Raw genomic sequence first — 19,601 nt, forward strand, 5'->3', positions numbered from 1 at the left:
TAGACGAGCGCAAGGAGGTATGACATGCCAACCGATGCAAAGGGTTTCAAAAAAGTGCTTGCCGTTTTGACCGTTTGTATTCCCGTTCTGACGCTGCTTGCCAGTCCGAGTCCGGCGCTTGCGGCTAACGACCCGGGAATGCCCGTATTTGGCGGGGCGGCGAATCCGGTGCCTGCCGAACCTGTGTCTTATACCGTGAACAGCATGATGCAAGCGATGTACGATACGGAGAAGGGCGGGACCGATTTCTGGATGGACCGCATGCTGTCCAGACCCGGCAACGATCCGGAAGGCTCCGATTTGATGACGAGGGGCAGGAGCGCCTATATGAAGGTGCACAATCCGGGCGTCCTCGGCTTTGCGGGTTCTTTTGCGTATCAGGACAATTTGAACGATAGGGACGCCTACACCGTTGCCGTTTCACCGGGAAGCTTCAGCGAGAATGTGTCCAAACGGCTGCAGACGCCGAGTTACTGGCAGAGCGAATTCAATGCAAGCGGCGTGCAAATTACGCAAAAGAAATTCATTACGCAAAACAATGTTTTCGTCACTTTGCTGTACATAACAAATCTTCATGCATAACCTGCTGAACAACGGAAAAGCAAGCCCCGGATACTACCTGGTCAATTTCGGAAAAGTGACGGACATGAGCTTCTCGGCGCTGGACCCGGTCTGGCTCGGCAAAGAAACAGCCGAACAGGCCATGAAAGCACTAGCGCCCAAAATCCAGCCGGAAATCAAAGGAAGATACGGCAAGTAATAAACACCAACGATGCGTGCCGAAACCGCGCCCTCCTTCAATTGAACTTCATTGAAGGAGGACGGTTTCGGCGACTTCCGTCGGTCGCCGGATACAAACCAAAGCCGCCGTCGTCCGCTCGCCGCTGCATACAAAGCAGATCCGCCGCGCCCTGCCCGCCGTCCGCATACAAACCAGACCCGCCGCCATCCGTCTGCCGCCCGCGTACAAAGCAGATCCGCCGCGCCCTGCCAGCCGCCCGCGTACAAACCAGACCTGACGCCACCTGCCCGCCGCCTGCGAACAAACCAGACCTGCCGCGCCCTGCCAGCCGCCCGCGTACAAACCAGATCCGCCGCGCCCTGCTCGCCGCTCGCCGACAAACCAGTGCCGCCGCGCCCTGCTCGCCGCTCGCCGACAAACCAGATCCGCCGCGCCCTGCTCGCCGCTCGCCGACAAACCAGTGCCGCCGCGCCCTGCTCGCCGCTCGCCGACAAACCAGTGCCGCCGCGCCCTGCTCGCCGCTCGCATACAAACCAGACCTGCCGCGCCCTGCCCGCCGTCCGCCGACAAACCAGATCTACCGCCATCCGTATACCGCCCGCGTACAAACCAGATCTGCCGCCATCTGTCCGCCGTCCGCCGACAAACCAGATCTACCGTCGCCCATCCCCCACAATCCAGTGCTCTCATCTGTCCCCAGCCTAAAAAGCCTGCAAAAGTGCATCTTTTTCCCCGACAGTACGCCTGCAGCGCAATATTCCTGCAAAAATACAGGCTTTTCAGCGTATATATGAGCTCAAAGCGGTTTGAGCCGGGAATTCCTGCACAATTGCAGGCTTTTCCTCAAAACGAACCACATATGCGGAAAAAGCCTGCACTTTTGCAGGTTTTTGGCGCATGGCCGGTGACGTATTCGTCATCCGGCTTTTCTGCATCGCTTTTCCTGCAAGTGACTACTCCTGGCGATTATTGCTATGGTACCCGCGGAGGAATTGCCGCCGGTTTTGTCGAAATAAGTTTTGTCGAATTAAGGTACTAGTCGAACTTAGTACTATGAATTATGCTGCGTTCCCTTACAATAGGAACAAGGAGAACGTCACATCGTTGGAGGGCAGCATGATGCTAAAAGTGAAAATAACGGGAACAGGGGTCTATTTGCCGGGGCGCCGGATTACGGCTGCGGAAATGGACCGCAAATTGAACGTTGCACAGGGCTGGGTGAGCAAAAAGACGAATGTGCTGACCCGGCATTTTATCGATAAAGAGACTGCTTCCGAAATGGGAGCGAGGGCGGCGCAGCGGGCGCTTGAAGCTGCCGGACGGGATTTTGCGGAAATCGATTGCCTCGTTTGCGTCAGCGGCACGATGGAACAGCCGATCCCGTGTACGGCTGCTCTGATTCAGAGAGCGATGGGGCAGGAGCAATCGGGTGTGCCTTCGTTCGACATCAATTCCACCTGCCTCAGTTTTGTGGCCGGGCTGGATATCATGTCGTACATGGTTCACGCCGGGCGCTACAAAAGGGTGCTGTTGGTATCGACGGAAGTGGCGTCCAAAGGACTGAACTGGCAGCACAAGGAGAGCGCCGCCCTGTTCGGGGATGGGGCGGCAGCGGCTGTTATCGAACAGGCGGGGTCGGAAGAGCGCTCAGGCATCGTGTTTGCGGCGATGGAGACGTACAGCGGCGGTGCGCATTATTCGGAAATACGCGGCGGCGGAAGCGCCCGGCATGCCAAGGAGTACGGTGAAGAATCCGCAGCGGACTACTTGTTCGACATGAACGGAGAGGCGATTTTCTGGATGGCTTCGAGGCTGCTTCCGGACTTTTTGCGGCGGATTTTGTCCGCAAGCGGCAGCGATATCCGGGATTACCGGCTCGTCATCCCGCACCAGGGCAGCGCGATGGCGATGCGGCTGCTGCGCCGCAAGCTGGGCATATCGGAGGAGCAGCTGATGTACATTACCCCGGACCACGGCAATACGATCGCCGCCTCGATTCCGATGGGGCTGCACGAGGCAATCCGGCAGGGGCGGATCGGGCGCGGCGACCGGGTGCTTTTGCTCGGAACGTCGGCGGGCTTCTCGTTGGGAGGCGTCGATTTTGTGTACTGAAGGGACGCCGGGGCAGCGGCCGGTCCGCAGGGTGCTGATCACGGGGGGCCGGGCTCCGGCCGCCCTGGAACTGGCCCGCCTGCTCGCTGCGGCGGGCTGCGAAGTGTACGCAGCGGAGAGCGCTGCGCATCATTTGTGCCGCGTTTCATCGGCCGTGAAACGAAACTTTGCGGTGCCGAGTCCGGCCCGGCATACGGCCGATTTTATTTCCGCGCTGGAGGACATCGCCCGGCGCGAGGGCATTGATCTGCTGCTTCCGACCTGCGAGGAAGTGTTTTATGTGGCTTCGGCGCGGGAGCGGCTCAGCCGCAGCTGCCGCGTGTTTGCGCCTCCGCTCGGGCAGCTGCGCACCCTGCACAGCAAGTGGGCGTTCATCCGCCGGGCGGAAGCGCTGGGCTTCGCCGTGCCGGAGACACGGCTGCTGCGCACCGCCGGGGAGCTCTCCGATTACGCGGGAGCGGGCGGCGGTGGCGCAGCGGCGGCTTCCGCGTTCCCGGAAGGGTACGTGCTGAAGCCGGAATATTCGCGGTTCGCCGCCAAGGTTCGGATCGTGAAGCCGTCCGGTACCTTCGGCGGTCGTTCGACGTCGGAACAGGCGCAAGCGTCAGCTCGGGCGCAAGCGTCGGCACAAGCACAGATGCCGGCGGCAAACCCGGAGGCGTTCGGCTGCCCCTGGGTGGCGCAGCAGTATATTGCCGGCCGCAGCGTCTGCACGTACAGCGTCGCGCTCGAGGGGCGCCTGACCGCCCATGCGGCCTACGGCTCGCAGTACGCTTTCGGCGGCGGCGCGAGCATTTACTTCGAGCCGCTTGCTCATCAGGCGGCGCTGGAGTGGGTTCGCAAGTTTGTGAGCTTGGAAAATTTCAGCGGACAAATCGCTTTTGATTTTATAGAAACGGCGGACGGGCGGTTGTTTCCGATCGAATGCAACCCGCGGACGACCAGCGGCATTCATCTGCTTGCGGCGGAGCCCGGCATGGCGGATGCTTTTGTGCAGCCGGAAGCTTTGCAGGGCCGCATCGTCGAGCCGTCGCCTCACGTGCGGAGAATGCTCGGACTGCCGATGCTGGCTTACGGCTTGTCCGGGCAGAGCGCCTGGCGCAGCCTGCCGGAATGGCTGCGCAAGCTGGCGGCGGCCAAGGACGTCATTTTCAGACGGTCGGATCCGAGGCCGTATCTGGAGCAGCTGCCGATGCTGGCCGATATGCGAAAAATCGCCTCCGCGCAGGGCATTTCGCTCATCGAAGCATCGACATCCGATCTGGAATGGAACGGTGATGAGCTATGAGAGCTTTGGTAACCGGCGGGACCGGTTTTTTGGGGCGGCGTCTGGCTGTCCGGCTTTGCCGGTCGGGTTGGGACGTCACCGCCATGGGAAGAAGGGCGGATGCAGGCCGCGAGCTGGAAGCTCTCGGCATCCGGTTCGCGCAGGCCGATTTGCGCAGCGCAGAGCAGACGGCCACCGCTTGCGCCGGGCAGGACGCCGTGTTTCACTGCGGCGCTTTATCTGCATCGTGGGGGGCTTACGGGCTTTTTTACGACGCCAACGTCAAAGGGACGGAACATCTGCTTGCCGGCTGCTTCCGGCACGGGGTCGGCCGGTTCATCCACGTATCCACGCCGAGCGTGTACTTCGGCGCGGCGCACAGGATGAACGTCAGCGAGGCCGACCCGCTGCCGGCGCGCCAGGCGAGCGCCTATGCCGCGACGAAGCGGCTTGCGGAAGCCGCCGTGGAACGCGCCTGCGCTGCCGGTCTGCCGGCCGTGATCGTGCGGCCGAGGGCGATTTTCGGGCCCGGCGATGCGTCGATCCTGCCCCGGATTATTGCGGCGAACGCCACGAGGGGCGTTCCGATGATTGACGGCGGCCGGGCGCTGATCGACCTCACTTACGTAGACAACGTCGTCGATGCGCTCCTTTTGTGCCAGAGCGCTCCAGCCGCCGATGTATTGGGCCGCGTCTACAACATCACGAACGGGGAGCCCCTGCCGTTCGCGGAGGCGGCCGCAAGGCTGTTCGCCAAGCTTGGCGTGCCGCTGCGACCGAAAAAGCTGCCGTTCGCAGCCGCCTATGCGGCAGCGGCGGCGATGGAGCTGGCGGCGCTGTGGCTGCCGGGATCGCGCGAGCCGCTGCTGACGCGGGCGATGGCGGGGATGCTCGGCCGCAGCCAGACGCTCGACATCAGCGCGGCGCGCCGCGATTTGGGCTATGTGCCCCGCATCGGCGTGGACGAGGGGCTGGACGCTTTTGCAGCCTGGTGGAAGGAGCGGGAAGGCTATGGCAAGTAAGCTGCCGACAACGGCAAAAGTGAAGCTGCAGCTGTTCGCTGCCGGCTACTGCAAACACCCGGAATGGGTAACGATTCGCGGAGGAAAGCCGGGCGTCTGCCGCATTCCGGCGCTGTTCGCGCTGATCGGACATCCGCAGGCCGGCTTCCTGCTGTGGGACACCGGCTATGCCGGGCGGTTTCTCGCGGAGACGGAGCGCCTGCCGAACCGGCTGTACCGGATGACGACGCCGGTCGTGTTTCGTGAGCCGGACAGCGCCGTCAGGCAGCTGCTTGCTTGCGGCGTCCGCCCGGAGCAGGTGAACGGCGTCATCATTTCGCATTTTCATGCCGACCATGTGGCAGGATTGAAAGATTTTCCGCACGCGGCATTTTGGTACGCGCCCGAAGCGTATGATGCCGTGCGGCATCTGCGCGGCATGGCCGCTCTGCGCAGAGCTTTTTTGCCGGGACTGCTGCCGGACGATTTCCTGCAGCGGTCCCGCTTTATCGAGCGCAGCTCGCAGGTCGCGCTGCCGCCCGAGTTCGGGTTCCCCTGCGCGATGGACGTGCTCGGCGACGGCAGCCTGCTGGCGGTTGAGCTGCCGGGCCACGCCGAGGGGCAGATCGGCCTGTTCCTGTCGACGGAACGGCACGATTATTTGCTCTGCGCGGATGCGGCCTGGTCGAGCCGGGCGTACCGGGAGAACCGCCCGCCGCACCCTTTGACCGGGCTGATCATGCCGGACAAGCGCCAATACGGCGAGAGCTTCGAGCGCTTGGTCCGCCTGCACCGGGAAATCCCCGAGCTTCGCATCGTTCCGTCGCACTGTCCCGAGATTTGGGATAACTGGATCCAGGGAGGCGTTCCGCTCTAATGCCGACCGATACTCTGCAAATCGCATATTGCTACGCGGCCGCCCGGATGAGACAGCGGTGGACCGACCGCGGCCAGCTCGAACGCTGGCAGGAGGAGAAAGTGCGCCGCCATCTGGAACGGGTGCGGCAAGCGTCGGCGTTTTACCGCGAGCTTTGGGGAGATGCGCCGGTGGCGGAGTGGCGCCGGTTTCCCGTCATCGACAAGCAGATGATGATGGATCATTTCGACGCGCTCAATACGGCGGGCATCCGCAAAGCTTCGGCGTTCGAGCTCGCTCTGGAGGCGGAGCGGACGCGGGAGTTTACGCCGATGATCGGCGGGATTACCGTCGGCCTGTCCTCCGGCACTTCGGGCAACCGCGGGCTCTTTCTGGTCAGCCGGCGGGAACGGCTTGCGTGGGCCGGAACCGTGCTGGCCAAAATCTTGCCCGGCTCGCTGCTCGGCCGTCACCGGATCGCCTTTTTTCTGCGGGCGAACAGCAATTTATACGGCTCGGTAGGCAGCCGCAGGCTGCAGTTCCGGTTTTATGATATGCTCGATTCCCCAGAAGAGCATTTGGAGCAGCTTAACATGCAAAAGCCTACGCTGCTCGTTGCCCCGCCGTCCATGCTGCGGCTGCTCGCCGACGCGAAGCGGGAGGGCCGCTTGCATATCGAGCCGAAGCGCATCGTCTCCGTCGCCGAGGTGCTCGACCCGCTGGACCGGCGAATCATGGAAGCGGCTTTCCGCCAGACGGCGCATCAGGTATACCAATGCACCGAGGGGTTTTTGGCCGCCACTTGTCCGCATGGAACGCTGCACCTCAACGAAGACGTCGTCTGCGTGCAAAAGGAGTACGTGGACCGCGGACTGCGCAAATTCGTGCCCATCGTGACCGACTTTTCCAGATTCACGCAGCCGATCGTCCGTTATCGTCTTAACGATTTGCTGACAGAGCGGGCGGAGCCGTGTCCTTGCGGCTCGCCCTTTACCGCGATCGAGCGGATTGAGGGCCGGTGCGACGATCTGTTTTATTTGCCCGCCTTGGAGGGGGGGCGGCTGGTGCCGGTATTTCCCGATTTTATTTCCCGATGCATCATCGGCGCATCTGAGCAAGTCAGCGCCTACCGCGCGATTCTCCATGCGCCGGAGCGGCTGGAAATTTCGCTGCAGGTGGACGATAGGCGGGGGGAGACCGGGGCTCGGGTTCAAGCCGCTGTCCGCAGCTCGCTTGAAGCTTTATGCTGCCGGATCGGCTGCCGGATGCCCGAAATCTTTTTTTCCAGCTTCCATCATGTACCCGGAGACCGCAAGCTGCGCCGCGTGGAAAGGAGATTTACGCATGTCGACGGACATTCGCTTTTATGACAAAAACACGATAAAAAGCATGAATTGGCCGAAAACGGAAGACGGCTTGTATGCGAAACGGTTTTTGCTCCCGTTCTTCGAGCAGCCGGCTGAAACGCTTATTCCCAACGTGCGGACGAAGCTGCATGCGCTGAAGTTGGACGAACACGTGCTGCCCGTTACCGAGAACGACGGCGAATACGGGAACTCTTACGTCTGCTCGCCTTATACGCACTATATCAGCTACGCCAGACAGGAATTGTATTTGCTCAAATCGCGCGCCGCCCGGCTGCTGCTTCCGGCGCTGCTCGGCGGTCTGGGGCTGCTGCTGAAAGCAGGTAGTTTCAACCGGACCGTTCATGTCAACAATTGGCTGCTGTCGACGAACTTATATCCCAACCTGTCCGACAGGCATATCGACGAAGCGGTTGCGCTATTGCTGGACACATTTCCTCGGCATACGCTGGTGTTCCGCTCTTTGAACCGCACGACGAACGGCGCACTGATGGACGCTTTGCAGCGGCGCGGATTCCGCCTTGTGCCAAGCAGGCAAATTTATTTTCTCCGGCCTTCGGAGGAAGCGGGAACGAACGCGAAAGCGCGCTGGCTCCTGAAGCGGGACTACGGGCTTCTGGAGGCGCACCGCTACGAGGTGTTGGGTCCCGAGCAGCTGTCGGAAAAGGACGTTCCGCGGCTGTCCGCCCTGTACAAGTCGCTTTACCTGGATAAATATTCGTATCATAATCCGCAGTTCGGCGACCGTTTTTTTGCGCTTGCGCTGAAGGAAAAGCTCCTGCAGTTCCATGCGCTGCGCAGCCGGAATACGGGGAGCATCGATGCGGTTTTGGGCTATTTTTGCCGCAATGGCGTCATGACGACTCCGGTGTTCGGCTACGATACGTCGCTGCCGCAGGAGCTCGGGCTGTACCGTATGCTCTCGGCGGTGCTGCTTGACATTGCCCGCCGCAGCGGGCATCTGCTTCATGAAAGCTCCGGCGCGGCGCAGTTCAAACGCAATCGCGGAGCCGTCTCCGATATGGAGTACAGCGCGGTATACGGCGCGCATCTCCCGGCCTACAGGCAGGCCGGATGGGCGTTTCTCCAGAACGTCCTGGACAAAATCGGCGTACCGCTAATGCGAAAATATAAGCTGTAAAAGGAGGCTCTGTCCGATGGGAAACGAACCGAAGGTCGCGCTGGTTACCGGAGCGTCAGGGGGCTTCGGGCTGCGAACGTCCGTCGCTCTGGCGGGCAGCGGATACCGCGTCATCGCGGCCATGCGCAATTTGCAGAAGCGGGAACTGGTGCTTAAGCACGCAGAGCAGGCGGGCGTTTCGGCGGAAAATCTTGAAATCGTTCGCATGGATGTAACCGATCATGTTGCGGTAGAGGCGGTTGTGGCGGACATTATGCGCACCTATGGGCGAATCGATGTGCTGGTCAACAATGCGGGCTTTGCCGCGGGCGGATTTGTCGAGGATGTGCCGATGGACGTGTGGAGGGCGCAAATGGAGACGAATCTGTTCGGCGTCATCGCCGTCGCCAAGTCGGTTCTCCCTTACATGCGGAAACAGCGCTCCGGCGTTATCATCAACGTGAGCAGCGTGAGCGGACGCTCGGGATATCCGGGCTACGGGCCTTACTGCACGTCCAAATTCGCCGTGGAGGGCTTCAGCGAGTCGCTGCGGCTGGAAATGAAGCCTTACGGAGTCGACGTCGTGCTCGTCGAACCGGGGGCGTACCGGACTGACATTTGGCAAAAAGGGTTTGATGCCATCAGCGCCCCGGAGCAGTCGGCATACCGGAAACCGCTGCATAAAGTGCTCGAATTTTCGCGCCGGACGGCCGCAACCGCTTCCGACCCGGAGGAAGTGGCCGATACGATCGTGAAAATCGCCGGCTCGGCCAAACCGCGGCTGCGGTATCCTCTGGGACGCGGCGTCATCGCCGGCTTGTGGGGCAAAGCGCTGCTGCCGTGGAAATGGTACGAAGCCGTCCTGCTGCGCTTCCTCAAATAAAAAACGCGACAGCTGCGCATATCCGCATAGCTGCCGCGTTTCCTCATTTAACCAAATATTTGACGAGATCGTCGAGCATGAGATTGGCCGAAATGATGCCGCCGGACGAGTTCCAAATGCCGTCATTCACTTTGTGCACGTTGCCCGCTTTGACCACGTTCAAATTTTTCCAGAGCGCTTCCTCCTGCCATGCTTTCTCGTTCTTCGTCGTTTCGCCCTTGTCGTCTTCCAGCGTGAAGTAGAACAGGACGTCGCCTTCCAGCTCGGGGATGCGCTCTTTCGGAATAATGTCGGCGAACGTATCTTTGTTTTGAACGGCAGGTCGCTTCAGGCCAACGGTTTTCAAAATATTGCCGGCAAACGTATCGTTATAATAAATACGGACTTTATCCCCTACGTAAAAGCGGGCGAGCGAGACTTGCGAGTTCACCTTGTCTCCGAGCTTTTGCTTGACTTCGGCGAGATGCTTGTCAAATTCGGCCAGCTTTTTGCCGCCTTCCTCTTTTTTGTTCAAAGCTTCGGCAAACAGCATGAAGTTGATTTTCCAGTCTGCCTGCAGACGCTCGGACAAGACGGTCGGAGCAATCGCAGACAACTGATCGTAAATTTTTTCCTGGCGGATCTTGTTGCCGATAATCAGGTCGGGCTTCAGCGATGTGATAAGCTCCAGATTCGGCTGCTGCTCGTCTCCGACGATTTGCACGCCTTGCAGATCGTTTTTCAGGTGCGGGTAGTAGGGCTCAACGCCCCATGCCCGGACCATGCCGACAGGCTTGACGCCGAGAGCCAAAATGTCCTCGACACCGTCGTTGACCAGGACGACGACGCGTTCCGGCTGCTTTTTGATCGTTGTCGTGCCCATGGCATGCTTGACGGTGTATTCCACCGCAGCTGCCGGAGCGGCAGTGGCCGGCGCTGTGGCGGGAGGCGGCGAGCCTGCGGCGGGTTTGCCGCTGCCGCAGCCTGAGAGCGCGAGGGCCAGCGAAAGCAGCAAAGTTGCTGCGATAAATGCAAATTTTGTACGTTGAAACATGGTGTCTGTTCTCCCCTTTTACAATGATAATGAGAATTGTTATCATAAAATAGTGTAAAGTTTGCATGCCGATTCGTCCATGCCTTCAAGTATCCCGGTTTTGCCCGATTGTCACATCGGCTGCCGGATGAATAGAGGAGTTAGCTGCCTGCTATGGAACATACGCTGTATTTGTTTTCATCCGTGCGTACTTACAAAAGGACCGGAGAAGCCGTGGTTCGCCTTCGCCGTGTGCCGTTTCCGATGCTTTGCCTTGTCGTGAGAGGAAAGGCGGAAGTGCTGCTGGACGGCGCCGTCTATGAGGCGGAGCCGTACCGGCTGTTTTTCCTGCATCCGGGCATGTCGGTTGACGTTGCCGTGCTGTCCGACGAGCTGGAGTGCCAGATCGTCTTCATGCGCGCCGTTACGGTTTCCAGGCATAGAGGCGCATGGAATTTAAGCGGCGGCGATGGCGCGGGGCCGCCGGAGCATATGCCGCAGGGCTGCATCCCGATCGGCGACGAGCGGCTGCTGCCGGAGCGGTTTCAGCGGCTGGCCCAATCGGCCATGGAGCGCCCCGGGCTGCGCGATCCGAACATGCAGCTGCAGGAGCTGCTGCATGTCATCGCGAGGGAAGCGGCGGCGCAGAGCGAGGTGCGCACGGGGAACGAAGCAATCGATCGAAGCATCGCTTATATGCACAAGCAATATGAGCGGAAGCTGAGCCGCGATATGCTGGCCCAAATAGCCCGGCTGTCGCCGAATTCCTTTTGCCGCAGCTTCAAAAAAGCGACCGGCGTGTCGCCGACCGACTACGTGAACCAAATCCGGCTGCAGCATGCGAAGCAGCGGCTTAGTTCGGGTGGCTCCGTCAAGGAGGTGTCGGCGTCCGTCGGTTTTGACAGCGAGTATTACTTCAGCCGTCTGTTTAAGCGGCATTCCGGCATTCCGCCTGCCCTTTACATAAAGCGGCATCAGTTGAGAGTCGCCTCCGCTTCACGTTTTGGCTACCATGACAACTTGGCTGCGATTGGCGTCGAACCTGTTGCGACGATCGATTGCCATCCATATCCAGGGATGAGCGATGCCGAGCACAGGCGCTTGTGCAGCGTGCAGCTGGAGGAGTTGAAGCGTTCGAAGCCGGATCTGATCGTGGCGGATTTTTCGCATCAGGCTTTGTACGATACATTCAAAAGCATCGCGCCGACGGTGCTGATGAAGTTCCATATGGATTGGCGCGTCACGCTCCTGAAGCTGGGGGAAATGTTCGACAGGGACAGCGAGGCCCGGCGGACGGTGCGGCAGTTGGAAGAGCGGACCGCCAAGGTGCGGAAAATGCTTGCTCCCGCCTTCCGGGACGAGGGCGTGACCTACATGCAGGTCATTCACTCGCAGTTTCGCGTTCAAGGGACGACGAACCATCCGCTGAACGATTTGCTGTATGCGGAGCTCGGCTTCAACCCGGGAAGCGGCGTGCCCCGCGAGGCGATGAGGGAGCATTTTACGCCGGAGCAATTTCCCGACCTTGACGCCGATCATTTGTTCATTGAAAAGTTTTCCAGCCACCCGGAGATCGAGGAGACTTTCTCACAAATCCAGCGCCAGCGCCGCTGGCAATCGATCCGCGCTGTCCGGAACGGCCAGGCCCGGATTATTCCGAATTGGCTGACGATGAGCTGGACGCCGCAGGGCCGGCACCGGATTATCGACGAGCTCGTCTCGGTTTTCTGAAAAAGGTTTGGCCCGGCGTCGCCCGCCGAGAGTCATGATTCGTTCCCTGCGAAAAGCAGGGAATTGTTTTTTTACAATTATGATGATACAATTTGTATCGTAAGAGGCGGTTGTGCTGCATCGCGGCAAAAGCAGCACCCAACGCGCGCGAATCCCGGGCGTGCGTTGTGTCGCCGACGCATGGCGGCGGTCAGAACCCCGGCGTTGTTAGGAGCCGCGGAATTAGGAGCTTCGCGCGCGAGGGGCTTCGCGGGTGGGGAGCTTCGCAGGTAAGGAGCCGCATTCGCAAGGAGCTTCGGATGCGAGGAGCTTGGCAAGTAAGGAGCTGCACTCGCGAGGAGCTTAGCATGTGGGGAGCTATACTCGCGAGGAGATTCGCATACCGGGAGCTGTGCGCACGGCTGCCGGCCAGGCGCCGACCGGCCTTTTTGAAAGCGTGTTCAAATCGGACGGACGCAGCGGGCCTCGCGCGATTTTGATCCGGCAGTATATTTACTTTTACACTCGAAAGGACGGACTAGTACATGTTGAAAAGACTGCTTGTTGTTTGCACCACGTTGTTTGTATGCATCGCTTTGCTGCCGTTTGCGATTGCAGCCGCAGAAAGTCCCGCGTATTCTTTATCGGTCAGCGGCGATCAGGCCGGTTCCGATATTCGCGTCACGGTTAAAGGGGAGCACATCGAGGATATGTACAGCTATGAAATCAATATAACATACGATACGAGCAAGCTCCGCTTCAAAAAAGCGGTCAGCTCGGTTACGGGATTTTCCGTTCCGGCGATTGTGAAGGACGGTAAAGTGACTTTTGCGCACACGAAAGTGGGGCCGAAATCGGGCGAAAACGGCTCGGTCGAGTTGGCCGTTTTGACGTTTGAGAGCATCGGCGAGGGGGAAGCGGCCATCAAGCTGACGAGCGTCAAGAACGTCAACAGCCAATTGGCGGCAGCCGACTACACGCCGAATGTGCAGCTGAATGTGAAGCCGCACGTCAGCAACAAGCCGGTCACGTTCGCCGACATTGCCGGCCATTGGGCAAAGAGCGGCATCGAACGAGCTGCAGGCCTCGGCATTGTGAACGGCTATGCGGACGGCACGTTCCGTCCGGAAGGGCAAGTGACGAGAGCGGAGTTTACGGCGATGCTGGTCAGAGCCGTCGACGTTCCGGTGAACGGCGGGGTAACGCTGGCTTTCGCCGACGTGGACAGCATTCCCGAATGGGGCAAGTCATTCGTGTCGGAAGCGGTGTCGGCGGGCATTGTGGCCGGCTACGACGACAACACGTTCCGCTCGGACAAGCTGATTTCCCGCGCCGAAATGGCCGTGATGGTCATGCGCGCAGCCGGCATCCGGGTGCCGGAAGGGGCGAAGTCCTCCTTCGCGGACGCCGATCAAATACCGGATTGGGCCCACGCCTACGTTGCGTCGGCTTTCAAAGAAGGGCTTGTTCACGGCCGTGACGGCAATGCGTTCGTGCCTTTCGATAACGCCACCCGCGCGGAAGCCGTGACGATGATCATCGCGCTGCTCGATCATAAAAAGTAGCCGCGCACCGGCTTCCGCTCCCTGGGGCGTTGCCGACCGGTGCAAAAACCGGCTGCGCCTTCGCACCGCGCGCAGCTCCCAGCGCTGCGCTGCATGACGGCGGTCGGTCAGCCAAGCCGGAACGTGAGCGGCCTAGGAGTCTGGCGGGTGACCCACGTAGAAGGTATATGGATGCAAAATGACAGTCATTATGCCGCGTAAGCGGCAATATATGCAGTCATAATTCACCCGGTATGCACAAAAGTATCTCCGCTCGCCAGACTCCAAGTGCAAAAAACCTGCAAAAGTGCAGTTTTTGCCCGATGGATACGCTAGCCACGACAAATTCCTGCAATTGTGCAGGCTTTACGCCGCAAACATAGGCTCAGACTCATTTTCTCCGAAAATTCCTGCACTTCCGCAGGCTTTTCGCTTAAATGAACCATTTTTAAGGAAGAAGCCTGCACTTTTGCAGGTTTTTTCCTTGCCAAGCCGCCTTGTCCCCCACTTCAACTCCCCAATCCGTGTAGGAGAGGCATAGGTCGGGGAAGAGTGGCTGGCTGTGCCCTACGGTTCCTCTAACCCGGCACTTTATCATTTTTTCGCAGGTTTTCCCACTTCAGCTCCCAAACCAATGTAGGAGAGACATCGATAGGGGAAGAGTAGCTGACTGTGCCTCTCTTGTTCCTCTAACCCGGTACTTTATCAATTTTTCGCAGGTTTCCCCACTTCAGCTCCCCAATCCGATGTAGGAGAGGCATCGGTCGGGGAAGAGCGGCTACGACTCTCCAATGCACGTTGTCTCCACAGCCTGACTTTTGCCGGTTTTTGCGCAGCACGGCCTCGCAACAGCGTAACGCGCGCCGGGGATACGCTCGCGCGTACCACCGAAGCGCCTGAGATACGCTCGCGCGCAGTCGAAGCGCTCGGGGTACGCTTGCATGTACAGCCGAAGCGCCCGAGATACGCTCGCGCTTGGGCAGCAGAAGCGTGCAAAAAGACTACCCGAAGCGGGAAACTACGGAGTAGTCTTTTTGCCGTTCAGTTCTGGAGGAAGCCTTCCAGAGCGGCGGTCGGCTTGCCGTCGCTGCCCCATGCGCCCAATTTGTAGCCGCCGTTGTAATTCGGGAACGCTTCCGGTTCCCAGTAAAAGACGCCCAGCCCTTTGCCGTTTGGCAGCGATTTCGTTTTGCTGACCATATCGGCGACAAAGCTTTTGGCCTCGGCGGGACGGTCGTAGCTCATGCCGATTTCGGAGACCATGATTTCTTTGCCGAATTTGGCAATCATGTCGTTCATGGTCGTCAGCGTCTTGCTAGTTTGGGTCGACCAGTCGCTGTAAGAAGGATAAAGTGACATCGCGATCACGTCAAAGTTGGCGCCATTGTTGATAAGCCCGCTGATGTTCCACTGAAAGACGGCGTTGTCGGCGCCGTTCGCCAGATGGACGACCGTTTTCGTCGAGCTGCTGACGGATTTTACCGCATTGTGGCCGGTGTTGACCAGCCATGCGTAATTTTTCATGTTTTTGGACGCTCTGCCGTCCTCCCACAGCATCCCGTCATTCGTTTCGTTGCCCACCTGCACCCATTCCGGCGTGACGCCTTTGGCTTGCATCGCGAACATCACATCGCGGGTATAGCTGTACACGTTGTCCATCAACTGCTGAAACGTGAAATTTTTCCAGGCGGCAGGTTTGCTCTGCGCTCCGGGGTCCGCCCAGGTGTCGCTGTAGTGCAGGGTCAGCATGATCCGGAATCCCAGCTTTTTGGCGCGCTCGGCGAGCAGGGCGGCCCGTTCCTTGTTCATGTAACCGTTGCCATAATCGGACGACGGATTGACGAACACGCGGATGCGGACGGAATTGATTTGGTAGTCATCTTTCAAAATTTGTAAAATGTCGCGCTGGACGCCTTTTTTATCCTTCCATACGTAACCTTGGGCTTCCATGCCCGGAACCCAGCTGATGTCCGCGCCTTTTGCGAAGGCGGCAGCCGCCTCCACACGGGCCGGCCCGGCGAAGTTCCCCGAACCAGCCGCAAGCAAAGTCAGGCAAATGGCCCAGATGAACATGAGACGAAAGCTTTTTCTCAACATTGCGATTCTCCTCCATTTTGTTCAAATGCAATTCATATCCAAACCGCAAGCGCTTGCAAAACTGTGAGCCTCCTTTCCGCGACCGGGATAGTATACATCCTACTTTTTTCCTGGAGAGATAAAACCGTAGAAAACTATAATATCAGGGAAAATACTATCCACTTCGCCGAAATGGATTGAATTCTGTCATGAAGCGCTTACAATGAGGGGGAGTTTGCACAAAGCCGACAAAAAGGAGGAGAAGATCGTGAAAATCAGAAAGAGGCTGGCCATTGTGCTGATGGCGGCGGCTTTGTTCCAGGCGATGCCGGTTCCCGGTTCATATGCCGCGGTTCAGCCGGAGACGCCGATCCGGGTGAATCCGATCCCGGGGATCAGCCCTGATTTTATCAAGGGTGCGGATATTTCGATGTTAAAGCAGATTGAGGATCACGGGGGCGTCTATTACGACAACGGCGTGCGCAAAGACGCTTTGCAAATTTTCAAAGACCATGGGGTGAACTGGGTTCGCCTGCGCATTTGGAACAATCCGGATGACGCCGTCCGCATCGATAGCGGGGGCGGGGAGGCGATCACGCCGGCCGGAGGCCGCAACGACGAAGCGACGACCATAGCGCTTGCCAAAAGAGCGAAAGAACTGGGCCTCAAGGTGCTGCTCGATTTCCATTACAGCGATTATTGGGCTGATCCCGGCAAGCAGTACAAGCCATATGCGTGGAGGGATTTGTCGGGAAAGGTTCTAGAGCAGGCCGTATACGATTATACGAATCAGGTGATGAGCGATCTCACCGCGCAAAATGCGGCGCCGGACATGGTCCAGATCGGCAATGAGACGAACGGCGGCATGATTTGGCCGGACGGGAAGACGTGGCGGCAAAATGCCGGCGAAACGATCGGCGGCTATGACGGTTTTGCCCGCTTGCTGGAGCAGGGGGCGAAAGCGGTGCGGGACAACGATCCGAACCGGAACGATGCCGACCGGAAGATCAAAATCATGATCCATCTCGCCGACGGCGGGGACAATGAGCTGTACCACCGGGTCTTCGACCAGTTGAAGCAAAGAAATGTCGATTATGACGTCATCGGGTTTTCTTTTTATCCTTATTGGCACGGAACGATGGAGCAGCTGCAAAAAAACATGAACGACATTAGCGCCACGTACAACAAGGAAGTGCTTGTCGCCGAAACGGCTTACGCGTACACGCTGGACAATGCCGACAGCCAGAACAACAATTTTGGCGAAAACGAGGAAAATACCGGCGGCTACAAAGCTACTGTGCAGGGACAAGCCTCGGCCGTCCGCGACGTCATGAACGTTGTGGCGCAGGTGCCTGGCGGCAAAGGACTCGGCGTTTTTTATTGGGAGCCGGACTGGATTCCGGTGAAGGGTGCGGGCTGGACGGAAGGAGCGGACAGCGGCTGGGAAAACCAGGCGATGTTCGATTTTCAGGGCAACGTTTTGCTTTCTCTGGACGTGTTCAACCGCGTTTCCGCCGGCGGCGCAGTCGTTCCGCCTGTGTTAACAGGGCTTCGCCCGGTGAATATGACCGTGACTGTAGGCTCCTCCGCAGCGCTTCCGCTGACGGTAAAAGCCGATTATTCGGACGACTCGGTCAGGAAGCTTCCCGTCGAATGGGAAGCCGTAGATGCGGAGCTGCTGAACAAGCCGGGAACTTTCACCGTGTACGGAACGATTGCGGGTGTTTCCGAAAAAGCGTCTGCCATCGTCACGGTAGAAGGCTTAACCAACTATGTGAGCAATCCCGGCTTTGAAACGGGGAATTTTGACGGTTGGACGATTGCCGGAGATACGTCCAAATTCAGAGTGAAGAACGAGCCGTCCAACGCCCACAGCGGCGATTACTCCGTTCATTACTATGCCGATCAAGCATTTCAATTTACCGTCTCGCAGACGATTACGGGCTTGAAGAACGGAACTTACACGTTGAGCGCCAGAACGCAGGGCGGCGGCGGGGAAAAAAGCATGCGCCTGTTCGCCTCGGACTTCGGCGGCTCGACGATGACGGCGGACATTCACAATACGAAATGGCACGATTGGCAGGAGCCTGTTTTGTCCGGAATCGAGGTTACGAACGGGCAAATCACGATCGGTATCGAGGCTGATGCCGAGACGGGAAATTGGGGCAATATCGACGATTTTGTCCTTGTGACGGACCATTCGGCGGCAGCTTTGACGGCACCGGCCCAGGTGACGCCGGGTGCCGAATTTACGGTGCAAGCCGGCGTCAGCGGCCTGGCCTACAAGGTGTACGCACAGGATCTGACGATCAACTACGACAGCGACCGGTTCGAATTCGTGAAGGCGGAAGCTGCGGCCGAGGGCACATCGCTTGTCGACATCGACAGCAGCACGCCGGGCGTGATCAAGCTGTTGGCGGCGTCCGGCAGCGGGCTCGCGGAGCCTGCGAATGTGGCGAAGCTCACTTTTAAGGCGAAAGCGGAGGGAGCGGGCAAAATTGCCATCGGGCACGCGGAGTGGGGCACGGCCCCTCAAGGGCTCGTCATCGTGCCGGCCGCGCTCGGAAGCGCGCTGGTCACCGCAAAGAGCGGGGATACCGGAGGTTCCCCGGGGGACGGCGGCAGCAATGGAGGCAGCGGTGGCAATAGCGGTGGTAACGGTAGCGACAATGGCAGCAACGGTAACAACGACGGCAGTAGCGGTAGCGCTGGAAGCAGCAGTAGCGGCGGCTCGGCGAGTTCGGATAAGCCGGAGCGACGCGCCGACGGCTCGATCAAGCTGAAGCAAACGGCGGTGTATGACGCCGTTCAAAAGAAAGCGGCCGCGTCACTGGACCGCGAAACGATGAAGCAGCTGCTGAGCGAAGCCAAGAGCGTCAGCGGCAAGAAGCGTATTGCGCTGGAAATTTCCCAAGCGGAGGGCGCACAGACATACGCGCAGGAACTTCCTGCGGAGCTGTTGACGTCGGCCGCAGCCGACGTATCGGTCGAGCTGGCAACTCCGCTCGGCAGGATGACCTTGCCGGGCAGCATGCTCCAAGGAGCCGGCGTCGGAAGCGGCAATGTCACCGTCCGGATCGGCCTTGCGGACGCTGCAAAATTCGGCGGCAAGCCCGTATGGGAGCTGACGCTGCTGTCCGCGGACGGGAAAATCGTCCCGTGGCACAATCCTGATGCGCCGGTTGCCGTGTCGCTTCCGTATAAGCCGAGCGCTGAGGAAGCCGGCAGCACGGAACATCTGGTCGTCCGGTATTTGAACGCAGACGGCGAGGCGGTTCCCGTGCCGAATGCGAGATACAACCCCAAAACGCAGGAAATCTCATTTACGACAGCTCATTTCAGTCTTTACACCGTGGCACACGTCCGCCAAACTTTCGCCGATCTGGATAGCGTACAATGGGCAAGACCGGCGATCGACGTTCTCGCGTCCAAAGGCGTCGTCACAGGCACGGGCGCGCAGAGTTTCTCTCCGCAAGCGCAAGTAACCCGGGCGGATTTCCTCATGATGCTCGTCTGCGCGCTCGGTCTTTCGGCGAAAGCGGACGCCAATTTCAGCGACGTGCGCCAAGCCGATTACTACTTTGAGGCCGTCAGCATCGCCAAAAAACTCGGAATCGCCGGCGGGGCGGGCGATAACGCATTTCATCCCGGTGAGCTTATTACGCGGCAGGACATGATGACGCTGACGCAGAGAGCGCTTCATGCGGCTAGAGCCGTGCAGGCCGGAACATCCGATGCCGCCGTTTTAAGCAAATTCGAAGATCGCTCATCGATCTCCGCGTATGCCGAGGCGCCGATAGCCGAATTGCTGCGGCAGGGCATCGTGCAAGGCGGCGGTGACCGGATAGCGCCGCAGGACGCGGCAACAAGAGCGGAAGCGGCGGTTCTCATATACCGCGCTATGCACCAATAAA

Annotated in this window: 15 protein-coding genes; 12 read left to right on the forward strand and 3 right to left on the reverse strand. The window is 59.2% G+C overall.

Features of this window, described 5'->3' with window-relative positions:
• The first annotated feature begins 24 nt into the window (after positions 1-24).
• A complete protein-coding gene (locus AC3G2T_RS24140; protein ID WP_474684755.1) occupies positions 25-582 on the forward strand; it encodes a hypothetical protein in 558 nt (185 codons plus the stop codon).
• Complete coding sequence (locus tag AC3G2T_RS24145; RefSeq protein ID WP_474684756.1) at positions 575-760, forward strand: hypothetical protein; 186 nt, start codon at positions 575-577, stop codon at positions 758-760. The genes AC3G2T_RS24140 and AC3G2T_RS24145 overlap by 8 nt, the downstream gene beginning before the upstream one ends.
• Before the next feature lie 48 nt (positions 761-808).
• Here AC3G2T_RS24145 and AC3G2T_RS24150 read toward each other — a convergent pair whose 3' ends face one another.
• The gene (locus tag AC3G2T_RS24150; protein WP_488437173.1) at positions 809-1,432 is read right to left on the reverse strand and encodes a hypothetical protein; all 624 of its coding nucleotides are present in this window, start codon (positions 1,430-1,432) and stop codon (positions 809-811) included.
• Positions 1,433-1,858: 426 nt separating this feature from the next.
• Here AC3G2T_RS24150 and AC3G2T_RS24155 point away from each other — a divergent pair, with 426 nt between their 5' ends.
• The 7 genes from AC3G2T_RS24155 to AC3G2T_RS24185 are packed head-to-tail and all read left to right on the forward strand — an operon-like array spanning position 1,859 to position 9,345.
• A complete protein-coding gene (locus AC3G2T_RS24155; protein WP_488437174.1) occupies positions 1,859-2,854 on the forward strand; it encodes a beta-ketoacyl-ACP synthase III in 996 nt (331 codons plus the stop codon).
• A complete protein-coding gene (locus tag AC3G2T_RS24160; protein WP_488437175.1) occupies positions 2,844-4,142 on the forward strand; it encodes an ATP-grasp domain-containing protein in 1,299 nt (432 codons plus the stop codon). The genes AC3G2T_RS24155 and AC3G2T_RS24160 overlap by 11 nt, the downstream gene beginning before the upstream one ends.
• On the forward strand, positions 4,139-5,143 hold the full coding sequence (locus AC3G2T_RS24165) for an NAD-dependent epimerase/dehydratase family protein (RefSeq protein ID WP_488437176.1): 1,005 nt from the start codon (positions 4,139-4,141) through the stop codon (positions 5,141-5,143). Before AC3G2T_RS24160 ends, AC3G2T_RS24165 begins: the two co-directional genes overlap by 4 nt.
• Positions 5,133-5,999 carry an MBL fold metallo-hydrolase gene (locus AC3G2T_RS24170; protein WP_488437177.1) on the forward strand — a complete coding sequence of 289 codons (867 nt, stop codon included), beginning with the start codon at positions 5,133-5,135 and terminating at the stop codon, positions 5,997-5,999. The genes AC3G2T_RS24165 and AC3G2T_RS24170 overlap by 11 nt, the downstream gene beginning before the upstream one ends.
• Positions 5,999-7,348 carry a F390 synthetase-related protein gene (locus tag AC3G2T_RS24175; protein WP_488437178.1) on the forward strand — a complete coding sequence of 450 codons (1,350 nt, stop codon included), beginning with the start codon at positions 5,999-6,001 and terminating at the stop codon, positions 7,346-7,348. The genes AC3G2T_RS24170 and AC3G2T_RS24175 overlap by 1 nt, the downstream gene beginning before the upstream one ends.
• Positions 7,323-8,483: a GNAT family N-acetyltransferase gene (locus tag AC3G2T_RS24180; protein ID WP_488437179.1), complete on the forward strand. Its 1,161-nt coding sequence runs from the start codon at positions 7,323-7,325 to the stop codon at positions 8,481-8,483. Before AC3G2T_RS24175 ends, AC3G2T_RS24180 begins: the two co-directional genes overlap by 26 nt.
• Before the next feature lie 16 nt (positions 8,484-8,499).
• Entirely contained in the window at positions 8,500-9,345 is an 846-nt protein-coding gene (locus AC3G2T_RS24185; protein WP_488437180.1) for an SDR family oxidoreductase, read from the forward strand.
• Positions 9,346-9,388: 43 nt separating this feature from the next.
• On the opposite strand, the gene AC3G2T_RS24190 is transcribed toward AC3G2T_RS24185, so the two are convergent.
• Positions 9,389-10,378, reverse strand: coding sequence for an ABC transporter substrate-binding protein (locus tag AC3G2T_RS24190; protein ID WP_488437181.1), 990 nt, complete (start codon positions 10,376-10,378; stop codon positions 9,389-9,391).
• 153 nt (positions 10,379-10,531) lie between these two features.
• Here AC3G2T_RS24190 and AC3G2T_RS24195 point away from each other — a divergent pair, with 153 nt between their 5' ends.
• Together AC3G2T_RS24195 and AC3G2T_RS24200 are read left to right on the forward strand one after the other, a co-directional pair.
• On the forward strand, positions 10,532-12,088 hold the full coding sequence (locus AC3G2T_RS24195; RefSeq protein ID WP_488437182.1) for an AraC family transcriptional regulator: 1,557 nt from the start codon (positions 10,532-10,534) through the stop codon (positions 12,086-12,088).
• Positions 12,089-12,612: 524 nt separating this feature from the next.
• Positions 12,613-13,632, forward strand: coding sequence for an S-layer homology domain-containing protein (locus tag AC3G2T_RS24200; protein WP_488437183.1), 1,020 nt, complete (start codon positions 12,613-12,615; stop codon positions 13,630-13,632).
• A 1,020-nt stretch (positions 13,633-14,652) separates the two neighbouring features.
• Here the strand turns inward: AC3G2T_RS24200 and AC3G2T_RS24205 are convergent.
• Entirely contained in the window at positions 14,653-15,708 is a 1,056-nt protein-coding gene (locus AC3G2T_RS24205; protein ID WP_488437184.1) for a glycoside hydrolase family 53 protein, read from the reverse strand.
• Between the two features lie 247 nt (positions 15,709-15,955).
• Between AC3G2T_RS24205 and AC3G2T_RS24210 the strand changes: the two genes are divergently transcribed.
• Positions 15,956-19,600, forward strand: coding sequence for a glycosyl hydrolase 53 family protein (locus tag AC3G2T_RS24210; RefSeq protein ID WP_488437185.1), 3,645 nt, complete (start codon positions 15,956-15,958; stop codon positions 19,598-19,600).
• Position 19,601 lies beyond the last annotated feature (1 nt).

It is taken from the genome of Paenibacillus sp. sgz302191, from assembly GCF_057749925.1.

Bases quoted from the DNA above. Each gene is read 5' to 3' on its own strand.
- AC3G2T_RS24140 (WP_474684755.1), top strand. From the start codon at position 25: ATGCCAACCGATGCAAAGGGTTTCAAAAAAGTGCTTGCCGTTTTGACC.
- AC3G2T_RS24145 (WP_474684756.1), top strand. From the start codon at position 575: ATGCATAACCTGCTGAACAACGGAAAAGCAAGCCCCGGATACTACCTG.
- AC3G2T_RS24150 (WP_488437173.1), bottom strand. From the start codon at position 1,432: ATGAGAGCACTGGATTGTGGGGGATGGGCGACGGTAGATCTGGTTTGT.
- AC3G2T_RS24155 (WP_488437174.1), top strand. From the start codon at position 1,859: ATGATGCTAAAAGTGAAAATAACGGGAACAGGGGTCTATTTGCCGGGG.
- AC3G2T_RS24165 (WP_488437176.1), top strand. From the start codon at position 4,139: ATGAGAGCTTTGGTAACCGGCGGGACCGGTTTTTTGGGGCGGCGTCTG.
- AC3G2T_RS24170 (WP_488437177.1), top strand. From the start codon at position 5,133: ATGGCAAGTAAGCTGCCGACAACGGCAAAAGTGAAGCTGCAGCTGTTC.
- AC3G2T_RS24175 (WP_488437178.1), top strand. From the start codon at position 5,999: ATGCCGACCGATACTCTGCAAATCGCATATTGCTACGCGGCCGCCCGG.
- AC3G2T_RS24180 (WP_488437179.1), top strand. From the start codon at position 7,323: ATGTCGACGGACATTCGCTTTTATGACAAAAACACGATAAAAAGCATG.
- AC3G2T_RS24185 (WP_488437180.1), top strand. From the start codon at position 8,500: ATGGGAAACGAACCGAAGGTCGCGCTGGTTACCGGAGCGTCAGGGGGC.
- AC3G2T_RS24190 (WP_488437181.1), bottom strand. From the start codon at position 10,378: ATGTTTCAACGTACAAAATTTGCATTTATCGCAGCAACTTTGCTGCTT.
- AC3G2T_RS24195 (WP_488437182.1), top strand. From the start codon at position 10,532: ATGGAACATACGCTGTATTTGTTTTCATCCGTGCGTACTTACAAAAGG.
- AC3G2T_RS24200 (WP_488437183.1), top strand. From the start codon at position 12,613: ATGTTGAAAAGACTGCTTGTTGTTTGCACCACGTTGTTTGTATGCATC.
- AC3G2T_RS24205 (WP_488437184.1), bottom strand. From the start codon at position 15,708: ATGTTGAGAAAAAGCTTTCGTCTCATGTTCATCTGGGCCATTTGCCTG.